This is a genomic window from Citrobacter sp. Cm046 (genome assembly GCF_030333065.1).
In the GTDB taxonomy this organism is placed as follows: domain Bacteria; phylum Pseudomonadota; class Gammaproteobacteria; order Enterobacterales; family Enterobacteriaceae; genus Citrobacter; species Citrobacter murliniae.
In genome coordinates, this window is sequence record NZ_JAOWGP010000035.1 from 103,088 (window position 1) to 120,262 (window position 17,175).

Annotated in this window: 12 protein-coding genes; 5 read left to right on the top strand and 7 right to left on the bottom strand. The window is 44.5% G+C overall.

The window, feature by feature from the left end:
• Nucleotides 1-137: 137 nt before the first annotated feature.
• From guaB to OGX98_RS06615, 5 genes are all read left to right on the top strand, one after another.
• Nucleotides 138-1,604 (top strand): IMP dehydrogenase, encoded by a 1,467-nt coding sequence (guaB, locus tag OGX98_RS06595; RefSeq protein WP_045446098.1) that lies wholly within the window; start codon nucleotides 138-140, stop codon nucleotides 1,602-1,604.
• A gap of 63 nt (nucleotides 1,605-1,667) precedes the next feature.
• A complete protein-coding gene (guaA, locus tag OGX98_RS06600) occupies nucleotides 1,668-3,245 on the top strand; it encodes a glutamine-hydrolyzing GMP synthase (protein WP_045446095.1) in 1,578 nt (525 codons plus the stop codon).
• Between the two features lie 213 nt (nucleotides 3,246-3,458).
• A complete protein-coding gene (locus OGX98_RS06605) occupies nucleotides 3,459-4,721 on the top strand; it encodes a tyrosine-type recombinase/integrase (RefSeq protein WP_286595003.1) in 1,263 nt (420 codons plus the stop codon).
• Nucleotides 4,722-5,005: 284 nt separating this feature from the next.
• Nucleotides 5,006-5,581 carry a hypothetical protein gene (locus OGX98_RS06610; protein ID WP_286595004.1) on the top strand — a complete coding sequence of 192 codons (576 nt, stop codon included), beginning with the start codon at nucleotides 5,006-5,008 and terminating at the stop codon, nucleotides 5,579-5,581.
• An 8-nt stretch (nucleotides 5,582-5,589) separates the two neighbouring features.
• Entirely contained in the window at nucleotides 5,590-8,187 is a 2,598-nt protein-coding gene (locus OGX98_RS06615) for a TIR domain-containing protein (protein WP_286595005.1), read from the top strand.
• 111 nt (nucleotides 8,188-8,298) lie between these two features.
• Here the strand turns inward: OGX98_RS06615 and OGX98_RS06620 are convergent, their stop codons facing one another.
• From OGX98_RS06620 to OGX98_RS06650, 7 genes are all read right to left on the bottom strand, one after another.
• A complete protein-coding gene (locus OGX98_RS06620; protein WP_286595011.1) occupies nucleotides 8,299-9,171 on the bottom strand; it encodes an integrase domain-containing protein in 873 nt (290 codons plus the stop codon).
• Between the two features lie 893 nt (nucleotides 9,172-10,064).
• Nucleotides 10,065-10,979, bottom strand: a complete 915-nt coding sequence (locus OGX98_RS06625; protein WP_286595006.1) for a hypothetical protein — start codon at nucleotides 10,977-10,979, stop codon at nucleotides 10,065-10,067.
• Nucleotides 10,976-11,995: an aKG-HExxH-type peptide beta-hydroxylase gene (locus OGX98_RS06630; RefSeq protein WP_286595007.1), complete on the bottom strand. Its 1,020-nt coding sequence runs from the start codon at nucleotides 11,993-11,995 to the stop codon at nucleotides 10,976-10,978. Before OGX98_RS06630 ends, OGX98_RS06625 begins: the two co-directional genes overlap by 4 nt.
• A 10-nt stretch (nucleotides 11,996-12,005) precedes the next feature.
• On the bottom strand, nucleotides 12,006-12,902 hold the full coding sequence (locus OGX98_RS06635; RefSeq protein WP_286595008.1) for an acetamidase/formamidase family protein: 897 nt from the start codon (nucleotides 12,900-12,902) through the stop codon (nucleotides 12,006-12,008).
• A 28-nt stretch (nucleotides 12,903-12,930) separates the two neighbouring features.
• Nucleotides 12,931-13,848 carry an FkbM family methyltransferase gene (locus OGX98_RS06640; protein ID WP_286595009.1) on the bottom strand — a complete coding sequence of 306 codons (918 nt, stop codon included), beginning with the start codon at nucleotides 13,846-13,848 and terminating at the stop codon, nucleotides 12,931-12,933.
• A 1,099-nt stretch (nucleotides 13,849-14,947) separates the two neighbouring features.
• Nucleotides 14,948-17,017, bottom strand: coding sequence for a DUF927 domain-containing protein (locus OGX98_RS06645; protein WP_286595010.1), 2,070 nt, complete (start codon nucleotides 17,015-17,017; stop codon nucleotides 14,948-14,950).
• A 35-nt stretch (nucleotides 17,018-17,052) separates the two neighbouring features.
• The coding region (locus OGX98_RS06650) for an AlpA family phage regulatory protein (protein WP_286595012.1) at nucleotides 17,053-17,175 on the bottom strand (123 nt) is incomplete at its 5' end.

Genomic DNA, 17,175 nt, shown 5'->3' on the forward strand with positions numbered 1-17,175 from the left:
AGCAGGTTATTCAATCGATAGTAACCCGCCCACAGGGGATCGCAAGGTTTTTTTGCAAAAAAGTGTGGATGCAATCGGTTACGCTCTGTATAATGCCACGGCAATATTTATTAACCACTCTGGTCGAGATATTGCCCATGCTACGTATTGCCAAAGAAGCCCTGACGTTTGACGACGTCCTCCTCGTTCCCGCTCATTCCACCGTTCTGCCGAATACTGCTGATCTCAGCACGCAGCTGACGAAAACCATTCGTCTGAATATTCCTATGCTCTCCGCAGCCATGGATACCGTGACTGAAGCGCGCCTTGCAATTGCACTGGCACAGGAAGGCGGCATCGGTTTTATCCACAAAAACATGTCCATTGAGCGCCAGGCGGAAGAAGTTCGCCGTGTGAAGAAACATGAATCAGGCGTAGTGACTGATCCTCAGACTGTATTGCCAACCACAACTCTGCGCGAAGTGAAAGAACTGACTGAGCGTAACGGTTTTGCGGGCTACCCGGTTGTGACTGAAGATAACGAACTTGTCGGTATCATCACCGGTCGCGACGTGCGTTTTGTAACCGACCTCAACCAGCCAGTTAGTGTTTACATGACGCCGAAAGAGCGTCTGGTGACTGTGCGCGAAGGTGAAGCGCGTGATGTTGTATTTGCCAAAATGCACGAAAAACGCGTTGAGAAAGCATTGGTTGTTGACGATGGTTTCCACCTGATTGGCATGATCACCGTAAAAGATTTCCAGAAAGCTGAGCGTAAACCTAACGCCTGTAAAGATGAGCATGGTCGTCTGCGTGTAGGTGCTGCAGTAGGTGCTGGCGCAGGTAACGAAGAGCGTGTTGACGCGCTGGTTGCCGCGGGCGTTGACGTTCTGCTGATTGACTCCTCTCACGGCCATTCTGAAGGTGTGTTGCAGCGTATTCGCGAAACGCGTGCCAAATACCCGAATCTGCAAATCATCGGCGGTAACGTAGCGACTGGCGCAGGTGCACGCGCCCTGGCAGAGGCTGGCGTAAGCGCAGTGAAGGTAGGGATCGGTCCTGGCTCTATCTGTACTACTCGTATTGTTACCGGCGTAGGTGTTCCGCAGATTACTGCGGTTTCTGACGCGGTTGAAGCGCTGGAAGGCACTGGTATTCCGGTTATCGCCGACGGCGGTATCCGTTTCTCTGGCGATATCGCCAAAGCTATCGCCGCTGGTGCTGCTGCTGTCATGGTTGGATCCATGCTGGCAGGTACTGAAGAATCTCCGGGCGAGATTGAACTGTACCAGGGCCGTTCTTACAAATCTTACCGTGGTATGGGTTCTCTGGGTGCGATGTCCAAAGGGTCTTCCGACCGTTATTTCCAGAGCGATAACGCCGCTGACAAACTGGTTCCGGAAGGTATCGAAGGTCGCGTAGCCTATAAAGGCCGCCTGAAAGAGATCATCCACCAGCAGATGGGCGGCCTGCGCTCCTGTATGGGCCTGACCGGTTGTGGTACTATCGACGAGCTGCGCACTAAAGCAGAATTTGTACGCATCAGTGGTGCCGGTATTCAGGAAAGTCACGTTCACGATGTGACCATCACCAAAGAGTCCCCTAACTACCGCATGGGCTCCTGATATGTTTCCGCGCCTGGCTATATGCCAGGCGAATTTGTTTCACTTGCCTCGGAATTAGCGTCAATGACAGACAATATTCATAAACATCGCATTCTCATCCTGGATTTCGGATCGCAATACACTCAGTTGGTGGCTCGTCGCGTACGTGAACTGGGCGTCTACTGTGAACTGTGGGCATGGGATGTTACGGAAGCACAAATTCGCGAATTCAACCCAAGCGGTATTATTCTTTCTGGTGGGCCTGAGAGCACCACCGAAGACAACAGTCCGCGCGCGCCGCAGTACGTGTTCGAAGCTGGTGTACCGGTATTTGGTGTCTGTTACGGTATGCAGACCATGGCGATGCAGCTTGGCGGTCATGTAGAAAGCTCAACCGAGCGTGAGTTCGGCTATGCGCAGGTGGAAGTGAAGACCGACAGTGCCCTGATCCACGGCATCGAAGACTCCCTGACAGCAGACGGCAAACCGCTGCTGGACGTGTGGATGAGCCACGGCGATAAAGTGACGGCAATTCCTTCTGACTTCGTCACCGTTGCCAGCACTGAAACCTGTCCGTTCGCTATTATGGCAAACGAAGAAAAACGTTTTTACGGCGTGCAGTTCCACCCGGAAGTTACCCACACTCGTCAGGGCCTGCGTATGCTGGAGCGTTTTGTTCGCGACATCTGCCAGTGTGAAGCTCTATGGACGCCGGCAAAAATCATTGATGACGCCGTTGCCCGTATTCGTGAGCAGGTTGGCGACGATAAAGTGATCCTCGGCCTGTCCGGCGGTGTTGACTCCTCCGTTACTGCAATGCTGTTGCACCGTGCAATCGGTAAGAACCTGACCTGCGTATTTGTTGATAACGGCCTGCTGCGCCTGAATGAAGCTGAGCAGGTGATGGACATGTTTGGTGACCACTTTGGTCTGAATATCGTTCACGTCCCGGCAGAAGAACGCTTCCTGAGCGCACTGAAAGGCGAGAACGATCCAGAAGCTAAACGTAAAATCATCGGTCGCGTATTCGTCGAAGTGTTTGACGAAGAAGCCCTGCGTCTGGAAGACGTGAAGTGGCTGGCGCAGGGGACAATCTACCCTGACGTGATTGAATCTGCCGCTTCTGCAACCGGTAAAGCACACGTTATCAAATCTCACCACAACGTGGGCGGTTTGCCGAAAGAGATGAAAATGGGCCTCGTTGAACCGCTGAAAGAGCTGTTCAAAGACGAAGTGCGTAAGATTGGTCTGGAACTGGGCCTGCCGTACGACATGCTGTACCGTCACCCGTTCCCGGGGCCAGGTCTGGGCGTGCGCGTACTGGGCGAAGTGAAGAAAGAGTACTGCGACCTGCTGCGTCGTGCGGATGCTATCTTCATTGAAGAGCTGCACAAAGCTGACCTGTACAACAAGGTAAGCCAGGCGTTCACTGTGTTCCTGCCGGTTCGTTCGGTTGGCGTTATGGGCGATGGCCGTAAGTACGACTGGGTTGTTTCCCTGCGTGCTGTTGAAACTATCGACTTTATGACCGCTCACTGGGCACACCTGCCGTATGATTTCTTAGGCCGTGTTTCCAACCGTATCATCAACGAAGTGAACGGTATTTCCCGCGTAGTGTATGACATTAGCGGTAAGCCGCCAGCTACGATTGAGTGGGAATAAGCCGATAACCCTTCCTGAGTTTTCATGAACAGGTAAAAATGCAATCAACCCTCTGTTTTTACAGAGGGTTTTTATTTATGTGCATTCATGAATTTTCTATGTGGCGCACAGTTCCTGACGGTAAATTTGACGTAATCGTCGAAAAAGTAGACAGTCCTCTTTAGTCAATACGTACAGTAATTAGTCAATTCTGACGGTATTTCCGGAGGGCGTATGCTTACCGATATCCAGCTTAAAAGACTTAAACCGCAGGAAAAAATCTACAAAGTTACCGATCGTGATGGGCTCTATGTGGCCGTATCGCCCACCGGAACTCGCTCATTTCGTTACGATTATCGGATTAATGGCCGTCGTGAAACCCTGACCATTGGACAGTATGGCGCTGACGGTATTTCACTGGCTGAAGCGCGTGAACAACTCATTGCCGCCAAAAAGTTGATCAAGTCAGGCGTGTCGCCTGCTGTGAAGAAACGTGACGGTAAAAATCAGATCAGAAATGCGGAAACTTTCGCAAATTTTACCGTCACCTATATGAAGCGTGCCTCCCTTGCTGACAGCACGAGGTCGATGAAGCAGGCCGTTATTGACCGGGACATCATTCCTTTTCTGGGTAACAAGCAAATGGCGGAGATTACGCCATCAATGGTTCGAACCCTGTGCGATCGCATCGTGGATCGTGGCGGTAAGGCCACGGCGGTACAGGCGCGTGAGATTATCAGTAGCGTTTATACATACGCGAAAAATCGGGGACATGACTTTAAGAATCCCGCTCAGGATATCAAGGCCAGTTCGATAGCCACATTTCTTCCTCGTGACAGAACCCTTTCTCTGCCGGAAATATCTATCTTCTTTAATACGCTGGATACCGTTGCTGGCATGCCCACGCTCAAACTGGCCCTGAAGCTGATTTTTCTTACCCTAGTGCGTAAAAGTGAATTTACTCAGGCGACCTGGAATGAAGTGAATTTCAATACTAATGAATGGACCATACCCAAAGGCCGTATGAAAGGGGGACGGCCTCATGTAGTCTATCTTTCCCGTCAGGCTTGCGATCTGCTGGTGGCGCTGCAAATGTGTGCTGGAGGAAGTCCTTACTTACTTGCCGGGCGCTATAGCATCAACAAACCGCTGTCTAATGCAGCTCTCAACGGTGTTATCACCACGACGGTAAAAGTTGCACAGTCGCAGGGGAAGGCGCTGGAGCATTTTACCGTCCATGACATGCGACGAACCGCCAGCACTTTATTGCACGAGGCAGGGTACCCATCAGACTGGATAGAAAAATGCCTCGCGCATGAGCAAAAAGGGGTGAGGGCAATTTACAACAAAGCGAAATATGCACAGCAGCGTGCTTACATGTTGCAGCAGTGGGCGGATATGGTTGATGGCTGGATCGCCGGGACGTTGGTGAGGCTTAGACCGTTTTCGCCGAGTAAGTATGAGGAGTGGCTGAAGCTGGAAGAATCGCAGGCTTAAAATTAATGGGAGATAGATTAGACGCGATTTCATTTCTTTGACGCAATGATATTGCTCAGTATCAATAGCCTTTTTTGTGACTAGCATCAACCTTTTCTCACGTATGATGTCAATTTAGTGTGAAAAATAGACAGGTATTGAGTTATTTATGCTCGATTTTTTGTTTTTTTTACTATGTATATGATTGTATTAGATATTTTCGATGCTGTAAATTGCTCAACTACTTGATAGAATGCGATTATTCTTATGTTTTTTTTCTTCATATCCATAAATTCGGGGGTTGGGTGGACGATTTTAAATGCAATCTTCTTTTTGAACATTATAAATCAAATGTTGAAACGCTTAAAACATCTAATAATAGACGAGACTTATTATTTTTAATGTTAATTGTTTCAATTATGCTTATTGCTATTCAAACTGTAAACTCAGATTTTGTTAATGGTGTTTTAGTTAGTGTTGGTAAAATTAATGATAAAAAACTTCCGGGTGATCAATTATTGCTCTTGACTTTTGGTATAGCTTCTTTTGTGTTATTCGTAAAATATACACAAGCGTGTTTTTTTGCTGACATGCTCTATAAATATATATCGAGTATTGAAGTTGAATTAAATAAATTATTTCCAACTACAAATCTTTTTACTTTTGAAGGTGACTTTTATAAAAGAGAAAAAATCTTTTATAGAAGAATCATTTCATTTTTCTATAAGCGTATTTTTCCAGCTATTCTTCTAGCATTTTTATCGTTGAAGTTATATTTTGAAATTCATTACGCTAAATTATATGATGTTTATTTTATTATAACCAATGTGGTGTTTATTGTTTATTGGCTTTATGTAACCGTATATCTTATTAGGAAGTGATGCTAATTATGAATGATAAAATTCGTGTTTTTATAAGTTATAGCCATGATGATAAAGAACATAAAGAAAATATATTAAAATATCTTAAGCCAAATCAAAACATGGAGATTTGGTATGACAAAGAGTTGATGGCTGGTGATGTGTTTGATGATGTTATTTCTTCTAAAATAGAAGAGAGTGATGTATTTATTTTCCTCATTACACAGGATTTTCTAACATCAAAATATTGCATAGACATAGAAGTTAGTAAGGCTTTAGAACGTAAATCTCTTGATGATGGTTTACGAATTATTCCTGTAGTTTTAGATTACTGCACATTTAAAAAATCGAATTTATCGAAATTTAATGCTCTCCCTAATGATGCAAAACCTGTTAAATCATATCAAAACATAAATCAGGCTTACCTAGAAATTTCGGAAGGTATTGAGGAGGTGATTAACTACCTTCTTGAAAAGAAAAAATCTTTAGTATTAGCAAGTACAGATATGATAGAAGATGATGGAAGAACATTAAATCCAACATTTAAAACATATCTTGCTGAACTGGGATTTACAATTCAGCATCGGAGAAAAGAGTGCTTATTCCTTAATGATCTTTTCATTTATCCTGATTTGAAAAGAACAAAATACGACTTTGATGACTATGATGTTTTTGTAAATTCTAAAAATGCACTTAATGAAACTAAAGTTACTGATAATAAAATATTATTGATCGGCAGTGAGCAGTCAGGTAAAACAACCTTAGCTAAAATATTATTTAAAACATATCATGATGCTGGCCTGATGCCTGTATTAATTAAAGGTGACGCGTTTAAAAAAATCGCAGAAATTGATTCTGTAATCAATGGTTCTCTAAATGAACAATATTTATCAGTTGATAAAGTAATTAGTGATGAACTTATTGTTATTATTGATGATATAACTGAGTCACCAATGAATGAGAAATTCCAACGAGGATTATTAAAAAAAATAACTAAAGATTATAAAAATATTTTAATTATTGCTGACTCTAAAATTAGATTTAGCGATCAATTATTAAAAGATTTTGAACAATTTACAGTATATGAGATTGCTGAGTTTAGTCACCTGCAAAAATCTGAATTAGTTGAAAAATGGAATCAGATTGGAATCGATGAAACCTGTTTTGTTGAAGATATACAGAATCAAAATGATAATCTAAAAAGAAATATAGATTCTATTTTAATGAAGAATATAGTTCCAAGTAAGCCAATATTTATTTTAATGATATTGCAAATACTGGAATCTAATACGCAAAGCAATTTTTCACTTACATCTTATGGGCATTGTTACCATTCGCTGATCATTCAGGCGTTCAATAAGGCTAACGTTAAAGCCGATGAGTTAAATGATTATTTTAATTATCTTGGTGAATTGTCCTATTTTATTTATCAGAAAGGTAATCATGCTATCAATTACAGTGAGTTAGAAGAATTTAAAACGTATTATTCTAATAACTATTATATTGTTTCACATGATGAAATACTTGAAAAGTTAAAACGTTCAAAAATAATTCATATGTGGGCCGAAACTGTAAAATTTCAATATAAATATATATATTATTTTTTTACAGCAAAAAAGATAACGGAACTATCAAGTGAAGATGCTCTGAGTATCATTGAGACGTTATGTGATAGGATCCATACTGAGAAAAATGCCAATATATTGATATTTATAACACATCATACTAAAGATACCAAAATTATTGAATGTATAACATCACGATTAAGTAATATTTTTAAAGAGTATGAGAAAGCTACATTAGGTAAAGCAGATGTTGATTTTTTAAACGAAATGGCAGGTGAAATACCTCAGATAGTATTAGAAACAAGAGACGTAGAGAAAGAAAGAGTTAAAGCTCTTGAGCAACAAGATAAAAAAGAACGCTTATATGATGCAGATATAGGAGATGAAGAAGAAGATGTGTCTGCTATTAATAATGATTTGTTAGATGTTAATAGATCTTATAAGGCAGTTGAGGTATTAGGGCAGATAATAAGAAATAGGAAAGGTTCTATACCAATTCCACAATTGGAAAAATTAGGTATGGAAACATATTCAATTGGTTTTAGATTCTTAGGCTTCTATTATTCAATTACGAGGGAGTTAAAGGATGAAATTATATCTGAAGTGCATCGTCTGATATCTGAAAAGAAAAATTGGAGTATGGATAAAATAGCAAAAGAGGCAAGTTTATTTTATTGGACGTATAGCTACATAATGTCACTGAATGTAATTAAAAAAATTGCCTACTCAGTGGGACATAAAGATCTTACCTCCTATTATTCAAAGTTATCAGAGAAATTTGGAACTGAAATAAGTAAATTAGTTGAAATCACAATTCAACTGGAGTTTACAAAGAAGATAAATCGCAACGATATTGGAGATATTTGGCTGTTGGTAAAAGATAACTTGATGACACGAAGACTTTTACAGGAAATAATGATTACGCATCTACACATGCATTATACTAACCATGAGGATAAAGCATGGATAGCTGAAAAATTAAATATCCCTATTAAAGATCAGCTAGCTATGCAGCAGAGGAATGCACTAAAAACACCTCAGATAAAAATAGAACAGAAATAAATTTATAATAGATTGGGTTATTATATTCATCGTAATGACCCAATGTATTTATTTTGGGTTTTATAGCATGTTTCTATTAAGGATATTTATAGTTGCTAACTATGTTATGATTTATCTTGAATTATAAATCTGTTCAATATACCTCCCCCGCCCATCCCCATGTCCCAGATCAGTGGATGTCACCGCCAGCGCCTCTTTGTGGCTCAGTCCCTGTTCCTCGTAATAGCGGATCGCGTCCTGCGCCCTGGCATAGCGCAGAGAGTGGGGTGAGTATTCGCCCGTCAGTCCGGCATTGCGGAGATGGTTGTGCCAGTAGTCCATCGCTGATTTCAGAGCCGGTTTATCGATCAGATGCCCGCCACGCTCCCCGGTAATATTCAGCGCCTCTTTCACGGCCTGACGAACAGCGTCCCGATTAATCACCTGCGTCATACGCGGTCGTCCGCCTTTGGTGCCAAAGATCACCGGCAGACGTTCAGCCCCTTTTTCCAGCTGTTTGTCCCAGGTTTTCAGAGACTGGCAGCACTGTACTGCTTCCTGACCGCGCAGCCCCATCACCCGCGCCAGTTGCAGGCTGGCTGCGAGGCCTACGTCGATATGATGAACCCGGTCCAGTACCTGATGGTAAAGTGCATCCGGAATGGCCCGGTGCGTCCCGTTACGGCTGGCACCACTGATACCGAGCGACTGGTTGCTGATTAATTCTGACTGGCTGAGGTGTGTGCGTCCGGCTTCAGCTAGAATAGAGCGCACCATCGCCATCTCATTCTGTAGCGTTCGCAGAGAAATACCCTGCGCCAGCCGTTCATGGATATATCCCGTGATGTGTCTGGCTTTGAGCTGGCTGGTGCGGATGACCTGAATATTCTGCCCCAGCAGATGACGGGCAAAACGCTGCGCCATCTGTTCGCGGTCGTGGACGGTTTTGTGGCTGCCACCTGCGCGGTGCGCCAGTTTTTTCATATCCTGTGCCAGTCGCGACATGCTGACTCCTCCGCCCGATGCGGTAGCAATATTTTCCGGCGCGTGGTGGATGCTGTCGCAGTAAAAACTGCGCCATGCTGAACAATACCGGTGCGCCGGAAGGCGAGAGTTGAGGTATGGTGGGGTACGGTACTGCACGGTGTGCAGGCCGCCTGCCTCAGCAGGGATGCCCCCGGATCGTCGTGATCCGCCTCCGGTACTGTTCATTCCTCCTTGTTATCTTTTTGACGCAGAAATGATGGCGTCAGAGGGTTAATACAACGATAAGCCTGATAAAACGGCGGCTGGCGCAGCGGTGTGCGTCGGCGTCACTTTGTTTTGCTTCGCCTCCAAAGTGACGCGCCGCCGTTTCAGGCAACCTGTTTACTGGCGCAGAGATACGCCCCGTCTAAAGACGCGGTACCAACCTGCCTCTTGCTGGCACAGGTTATAGCAGCAACAACGACCGGACTGCGTCAGAGACGCCCCCGCCGTATTGTCCGGCTTGCGGGGTTAAGGGCTTGACCAACCTGACATAGCAGCCAGGCACAGTCCTCTAAGGTCATGGCTGTCTCGGGTGCAGTCCCAGGACTGCGGCAGTTACCGTAAAAATAGCACTGTGGATACGATGGTCAAGCTGATTTATTTCCATAATACACTGATAATAAATAACTTTATCATCATGATGCAGTATGAGGTTTCATGAGTATCAGAAGGTAAAAATCATCTTTACCGGAGAATGCCATGGCAGGAAGGACTGATGAAGGAGTTGTGAACCCGGTGCTTACGGATCCACTGTGAAGGTGCTTTCATGGCTAATTACCCTGAAATGCCGCCCGCAATGGCTCGCTTAAGCGAGCCTTTGCGGGCGTAGATTTTGCGTCACTTGGCTAGATGCGATGTGTTTAGCCAGTCTAACTGGACGAAGATTGTTTTTGTTTGACCATCAGGGCTATGAGTAATGAGACGTTCAGTGTGAGTAAGATGACCGCCGGGGGGCTTATTGGTATGTTAAATAGCGCTATCTGCACAAAGATGGAGCACAATGGCGACAGTGCAATACCGATAGTTGTTATGCTGGTCCCCAGATTTTTAATGCAACCCTGAAGAGCCAGTTGTGGGATCAGAACAAACCAGAAGCTGAAGATCAGCAGGTGATATCCCTGGGGGAAGGAAATATCAAATTCGTGTTGCCAGACACATACAATGAATGCGCCTGTAAGAACCAGTAATGAGCGAAAGGTATTAATGTTAACAGGACTTTCTTTCGCCTGGCTTAGTTTTCTTGATAGCGACGTATTGATAAAAATAGAAATACCACATAACAGGGAAAGGAGTATACCAAATAACAGAGCATAACTATTATTGCTATGAAGTGTGATCACGACAGAATTCATTCCTGAAAAGGTAGCGGATATCGCCAGAATGGCTATCGCTATACACCACTCCGGTATAGATGCCGTTTTCTTGAAAAACACAAGGTACAGTATTGGTCCAATTGAAACGGCAAAACTGGACATGACCGCCGGAACGATATAATAAATAGCCAGATAACCAGAAACCCAACTGATACAGGTGAAAACATTCAGCCAGAAATAAAGTCGTAGTACATTGTTTGTACATGGATTTTTATCAGTTTTTTTTCTGCTAATCAAATTTACTGTGATCGTAACCAGAAACGAGAGGAGCGATGCTGCGAAAATAGTTAAGGCAGGACTTACCTCCTCATACAGAGCATAAGTGGAATAAATTGCTCTTGCAGCATCGCCCATTAAGAATAAAGCGAAAAGAAATGTATTGATAATTATTTTTATATTGTTGGTCATCATATCTCCAGTGTGGTTTTACTTACCATATCAATGCATCCTTCCAGTATGTTTTCCCCTGCTTTTGATAATTTGGCATGTTTCTTTATTACATCAACCGTTTGAAAGAATTTAATCTTGAAAGGCGTATCATTCCCTTGTTCATTATAGTTGCTTCTGATCGCACTGAAATCAATAAGAGCTTTATCCGTTCTATAAATTTTGTCAAATGCATATATGGTTCGGCATAGAACAAACATTGCGTGATAAATAGCACTCATAGGTCGATGATCTTTTCGAAAAGGTGTGAAATAAAGGTCATCTGTTTCGTTGATAAGGAGAGGGGTGTTGGCCCAATGTGCATATAAAAGATTATGTGCTGCTTCATGGACAACATGTTCAATGTACCGGGATACATTATCACCATCTTTTATCTCGCCAATGTATACCAGACCCAGGGTGTTAAAGCCTGTTCCAGCACGAACATTGACCGCATCAAATAGCCTGATTTCATCCACAATAAATCTGGTTTCTTCATAGAGTTTCTTATCTGCAAGCTCGATAATCTGTATGGCATACTGGAGTAAATTTTTTGAAACACAGTAAGAGCGTTTATTTGAGCAGGGGGTTAATAAGTAATCATGGTTGTGAATATAACTTGGGTAGGTATCTGACTGGTCAGAGATGAGTGCCCATCGACAAATTCTGTCTTGAGTAGATGAACTCTCTTCGTAAAAAGGAAGGATATCCATTTCATTATGGTGGGTATAATCCTCTATTTCCAGTAGTTCTTCAATAAGTGATGGATTAATCAATGGGGTTTTATTGACATAATATTGCACCAATAAATGATGGGCAGCAACAAAGAACGGAGAAGGCTTCTTATCTTTAGCGTGTTTATTTACAAGAGATGCCAGTTTTGAGTTATTATTTCCTGTAACATCAAGGATATGTTGGTAACTACTCCACAAGCGGCTGGCTATATTTCTAAAAAGCAGAAATGAAACTGCTTTATCAGGCATTGAAGGATTTTTTATCATAATGTTTTCCTTATTTAAAATAGAGTGATTGTTCAAGTGAGATACTGACAATAACAGGAGATTCCAGTTTTATTACATTAATTTTAGCTGACTGGCTTATCAATAATCTGGATAAGGCGTCATTACCATTTTTTTTCCGAAGACAAGACAGTGCTTCATCAAAAGCAGATTTTAATGAATGAGATAAGTTATTTCCGAAACCAAAAAAATGGATGTTATTATTTTCTAATAAGTGCATTTTTTTAGATAAACCATTTTTGACTACTGACACGCTAAGAGTCACTTCTGCTGAGACTTCTATGCCACTACCACCAATCTCTGCTTCACTTTGAGCTGCATGAACATCACCAATATAAAACCAGGCATTATTTGTCAGTACAGGTAGATAAATTTTTGCATTCTCATTTAGTTTTATGAAATCCAGATTTCCTCCATATTCATCGCATTCAAGCGAGCTAATTATTTTATCATTTTCATCTCCGGAACAACGGATGCATCCGATTGATGGGGTTAACTTAATTGATTGATTTGTTATTTTTTCGCATATAAAAGGAGTGCATGCTTTATCTTCTACTTTCCAAAAAACGACCTCTTCGCCTAAAATAGGTAAAGCATTATTTTTCTTTAAATACTTTGGAAGTATCCCACAGGATGACAAGCCTATATCTCGCGTGATATGGATATTTTTTATCGTAATCTCGATTAAATCACCTCTAATGGCCTTTTTTAAAAGGAATGGGCCTGATAAAGGGTTTAGTTCATCGAACTCCTTGTCAAGCTCATCATTATATCCAAGATTATCCAGTGTTCTAAATGAAATGTCCTCTTGTTCGTCAATGTCTATAGCGAAAGATTGTTCTTTCTGGAAATGAGAGAAGAAATAGGGGATTTCAATTTTCCTTGCCATTTTGAATTCTCTGGTATGAATTTATATTTCAGTTCTGTTGTGCTATAAAATCTGACAGAATTTTGTTCTCATCAATTCCTGTGCTGATATGTAGATCTATGGTTGTGTTTTCATTTAATGATAATATGTAGTGTGAGAGATGTTCAGTTTTATTTGCTTTATCATATGTTTTCAAGCAGTGAGCTGCGTAATCATAAGATTGCCATACATAATGGAATACTAATGCCATACGTAATAACCTGTCCTCCCTGAGCCACCACTCAATGTCATCCAGGCGATGATAATAGACTGCATCAGACCATAGCCACTGATTCACACCTGAAATAGGATCGTTGTTTGCGTAAATGCCAGCAGGTGTTCTTGTCCCATATCCGGTAAAACAATGGAAATGAAATCCCTGTTCACTTAAAAAGTGATCAATGTCTCTGAATAAAGGCTGACCTTTATATTTCTCAATAAAACCTACTTCAATATGGATAGCACTTGTAGATTCCAACACATTTTTACCATTCTGCAATATATTAAGCTCATACCCCTGGACATCAATTTTAAGCAGATCGAGAAAGATATCCCTAAACTCTGAATCCAGAGTTAATGTATTAACCTGTTCAATAGACTCAACTTCATAAAAGGGCATCATTCCTGAATACTGGGTAAGAACATGCCTGTTTGGTTCCAATATGGATGAACAAGGGGGCAGTGAACATTTGTTAAAAGAGTGAGGCTTACCATCTCCCAGAACAACATTCTTTATTAAAAATATATTGTCTTGCATAGATTTTATTTGTTGCTTACAGGCATCAGGATCTGCGTCTACAGCAATGACCTCACAATGAGTATTCTGAATGAGGGAATCATAAATAGGGGGATCGTCATGTATAATTCTCGCTCCAATATCAAGAATAACAACAGATTTAACTGTGTCGCTAAAGCTAAAGAGTTCCATTGTGTTCTCTCCCAAAGATGGCTCTCATTACTAAAATGAGAGCCATGTGCTGGTATTAATTTTGAACAGCAAGGACTACTTTTCCTTTCTGACCATTGAGGCTGAATACTTTTTTCAAATCAATATGCTTCACTGGTGTTGTACTCATAGTCATCTCCTTATTGGCAATTAAATAATCATTTTTGTCGGAATGAAAATGTTGCCGACATGTTAATTAATAACCCATGGAAACTATATGTCAATATTGAAGTAATTTGAATTGGGTATATTCTGGGTGTGAAAAAATCACGTTTTTTTTATGCGTATTTATTATAAGTATGATTTTTCAATTCATATTAATATTTATTGAATTTCAATTGGTTGATTTTTGCCCTGAAGGACATTGTTACTCTATGGATGATTAATACATCAAATGACATTTTTTGAGATACTGTAACAAAACAACGCAATGAATTAGTGCTCTTAATTAATTCGATTTTTACTGCTCTTTCTGAGTCTATTGTTCAGCATTAACGATGTGTCGGAAGAATTTTAATAAGCAAAAACAAGATATCCTTCACATTTTAATTGATGTTTTAACAATGTGCATTAGCTAAATAACGATTTACTTATCATTAATATAAGAGAAGGGCCCGTATGTTAACCGACGAAGAATTTTTATGACTGCCTTTATGGTGCACTTTATCTGCAAAACAGTAAGTTATATAGAATTGATATGTTGCTACCCCTCTTGGTATGTCCAGCGACTATCTCATGGCAGATACACTGGTTTTTCCCTTTGAGGGCAGGCCCGTTCCCCTTATTCTCCCTTCCTTTCACCCTTTGCCTTTTCAGTCCCTTTTCGCCATTTTCATTCCTTCTGTTTTTGAGGTGGTACAGGTGGGACAAGTGGTACAACCTCGCCAGCCGTGGCTTTGCGCTGTACCACCTGAAAAATGGTAGTCGGAAAAGTGGGACAGATTCAGCAACGACTGTCCCACCCTGTACCACTTTTTTTAAACCAAATTCTGTAATGTGGGACGCTGAAACCCGCGCCAGCTCTGCGTGTACCACTTGTCCCACCCTGTACCACCTTTTATTAAGATACGCGAGACTGCACTCAGATACTGAGAATGCGGGAGGTAAGCCGATACACCCTGGCTTTACCGATCTCCGGCAGGCGAACCTGCGACTGGTATTTCCCATCGCTGCCGGGCAGCAGGCATTCTGCTTCCTGGCATAATCTGGCCGCTCTGGCGGGACTGAAGCCCCGGCACATTTCCCGCCAGCCCTCCGGCAAGATGTGAAACAGTGTGTGCTCTTCACCCGTCAGCGGATCTTTTTCCACCCGGCGAAAGCCCACCATATTCAGCGGGCGGCCCGGGCCATCCCACGAGGCAAAGCGGCTGTACTGGTGCGCGGTGATGAACCGTTTGATCTGTGCCAGCACGCCTTCATCCTCCTGGTTGGCAATATGGCCGCGCTCGTTCAGCCAGGCGTGCAGGCAGATCTGGACCGCCTCATACGCCGTGCCTTCCTGCCAGCCCGTGATGCCGTTCAGTGTCGCTATCTCCCCGGCCACTGCCAGCAGGGCAAAACGGGCCACGATGCGCTGTACCTGGTTTCCGGCATGCTCCGGCATCAGGGCGGTCTGGTAGCGGCGAAGTAACTCTCTTGCCAGTGTGGTGCTGGCGTCCTGGTCGCGGGTGAGGAAGGCCAGCCAGGCACGAAAGGCGGTGCCGTGAAAGCGGGACACCCGGTCGCAGAGGGCATCGGCAAATTGCTGGCCGCTGGCAAAACCGTGTAGCTGCTCAAATGCGCCATGCTGCCCGGTGTCGCTGGGGATTTGTACCATGCGCACGTCCATCCCGGCGTAGAGGCGTTCTCCGGCGCGTTCGGTGTGTTCCGCCAGCGACAGTTCCCCGGTGGAGAACAGCAGCAGCGTCCAGTGCCTGCGGTTACGCACTTCGCCGTCGGTGCGGGCGCGCCCCTTGCCCTGTCCGTTTGCCAGCATATAGGCAATCATCCCGGCTTCACGCGGGTCCACTTCGCGCAGTTCATCGAGCGGCAGCAGGGCATCGTTGTGTCGGCTGGCAATTCCCTCCAGCGCATTCCCGGTGGCACGCCAGGAGTGCCAGTAATCTGTGCCGCCACAGACGGAAGCGGCCACTTTCATCACTGTGGTTTTGCCGTCGGTGGACTCACCGCGCAGATGAAAGCCTCCGCCGCCCGTTCCGGTCAGGCGCAGCAGCGGGGCGGCCAGCGCACAGCAGACGGCAAAGACCAGACGCGAGTTGCCTGCACAGAGCATGGCGACCTGCTCCTGCCATTCCGCCAGCGTACCGGACTGCGCAAAGCCGCCAGTCAGATAGTGGCTGCCCTGAAGGATGACATTGTCGCCACCGGGACCGATAACCTCATCCGGGAGCACGTATACCCCGTTGTGCCAGCCGGTTTTCTCCACGCAGGTGACCCGGCGTCCGGGGAGTGACCGTGAGATGTACTCGCACAGCAGGCTGCGCAGGGCAGGGCGAGTGGCGATGTAGGTCAGGCCGTTCTCCAGCAGAATGCGCCGCAGCTCCTCGCCGTTGCCGCTGAGCATCGCCATCGGCATAGCCCAGCGCCGCAATTGTCCGGTGGTGGTGTGCCATTCCAGCAGGCGGCCATAACTGCCGTCATGAGTGTCGCAGGTGATGGCGGTGACCCGCAGAGGGGAACAGATGCGCTGGGGCTGGACGTCGCTTTCCCCGTCCCGGCGTTCGGTGAGCTTATCAAACCACAGCGCCTCTTCATCGAGGCGGAAGTGCTCCGGCAGGATGTCGGAGGGCCTTTCCTGTCGCAGGCGTTCAAGCTGTCCGGTCCAGTTCTCCAGCAACTCACCGTCAGGGGTCATCAGCCGGCCCATCTGCACATCCGCGTGTGCCAGTTTTACGGCGATTTTTAGCAGCTCCTCTTCGCAGATATCGCCAGTGCGGAGTACCCGGACGTAGAGCGTGTCGGGCCTGATTATGGTCAGGTTGTCCAGATCGGCCAGTTCATCCGGGCCGAGTACCACCGGGGGAACATCATCTTCCCGGTCGGGATCTTTTCGCCAGGCGCGTGAGGTCTCCCATGCCAGGCTTCCGGCCAGGATCACCACTTCGAGCGTGCGGTCGGGAGACTGCTTATTGAGGAAGGGGGCGCGTTTCATGATGGGGTATCAGTCGGCTCATCCCTGAGCGTGGATTAACGAATGGCGGCGCGGCGCTGTTGCCACTGACGGATTTCAGCGGCATCGAAAACCACCAGTCGGGAAGAGAGGTGGACGGGGCGGGGAAAGTCGGTGTCTTTAATCAGGCGGTAAACCGA

Bases quoted from the DNA above. Each gene is read 5' to 3' on its own strand.
- OGX98_RS06620 (WP_286595011.1), bottom strand. From the start codon at position 9,171: ATGTCGCGACTGGCACAGGATATGAAAAAACTGGCGCACCGCGCAGGT.
- OGX98_RS06630 (WP_286595007.1), bottom strand. From the start codon at position 11,995: ATGATAAAAAATCCTTCAATGCCTGATAAAGCAGTTTCATTTCTGCTT.
- guaA (WP_045446095.1), top strand. From the start codon at position 1,668: ATGACAGACAATATTCATAAACATCGCATTCTCATCCTGGATTTCGGA.
- OGX98_RS06635 (WP_286595008.1), bottom strand. From the start codon at position 12,902: ATGGCAAGGAAAATTGAAATCCCCTATTTCTTCTCTCATTTCCAGAAA.
- OGX98_RS06645 (WP_286595010.1), bottom strand. From the start codon at position 17,017: ATGAAACGCGCCCCCTTCCTCAATAAGCAGTCTCCCGACCGCACGCTC.
- OGX98_RS06625 (WP_286595006.1), bottom strand. From the start codon at position 10,979: ATGATGACCAACAATATAAAAATAATTATCAATACATTTCTTTTCGCT.
- guaB (WP_045446098.1), top strand. From the start codon at position 138: ATGCTACGTATTGCCAAAGAAGCCCTGACGTTTGACGACGTCCTCCTC.
- OGX98_RS06640 (WP_286595009.1), bottom strand. From the start codon at position 13,848: ATGGAACTCTTTAGCTTTAGCGACACAGTTAAATCTGTTGTTATTCTT.
- OGX98_RS06615 (WP_286595005.1), top strand. From the start codon at position 5,590: ATGAATGATAAAATTCGTGTTTTTATAAGTTATAGCCATGATGATAAA.
- OGX98_RS06605 (WP_286595003.1), top strand. From the start codon at position 3,459: ATGCTTACCGATATCCAGCTTAAAAGACTTAAACCGCAGGAAAAAATC.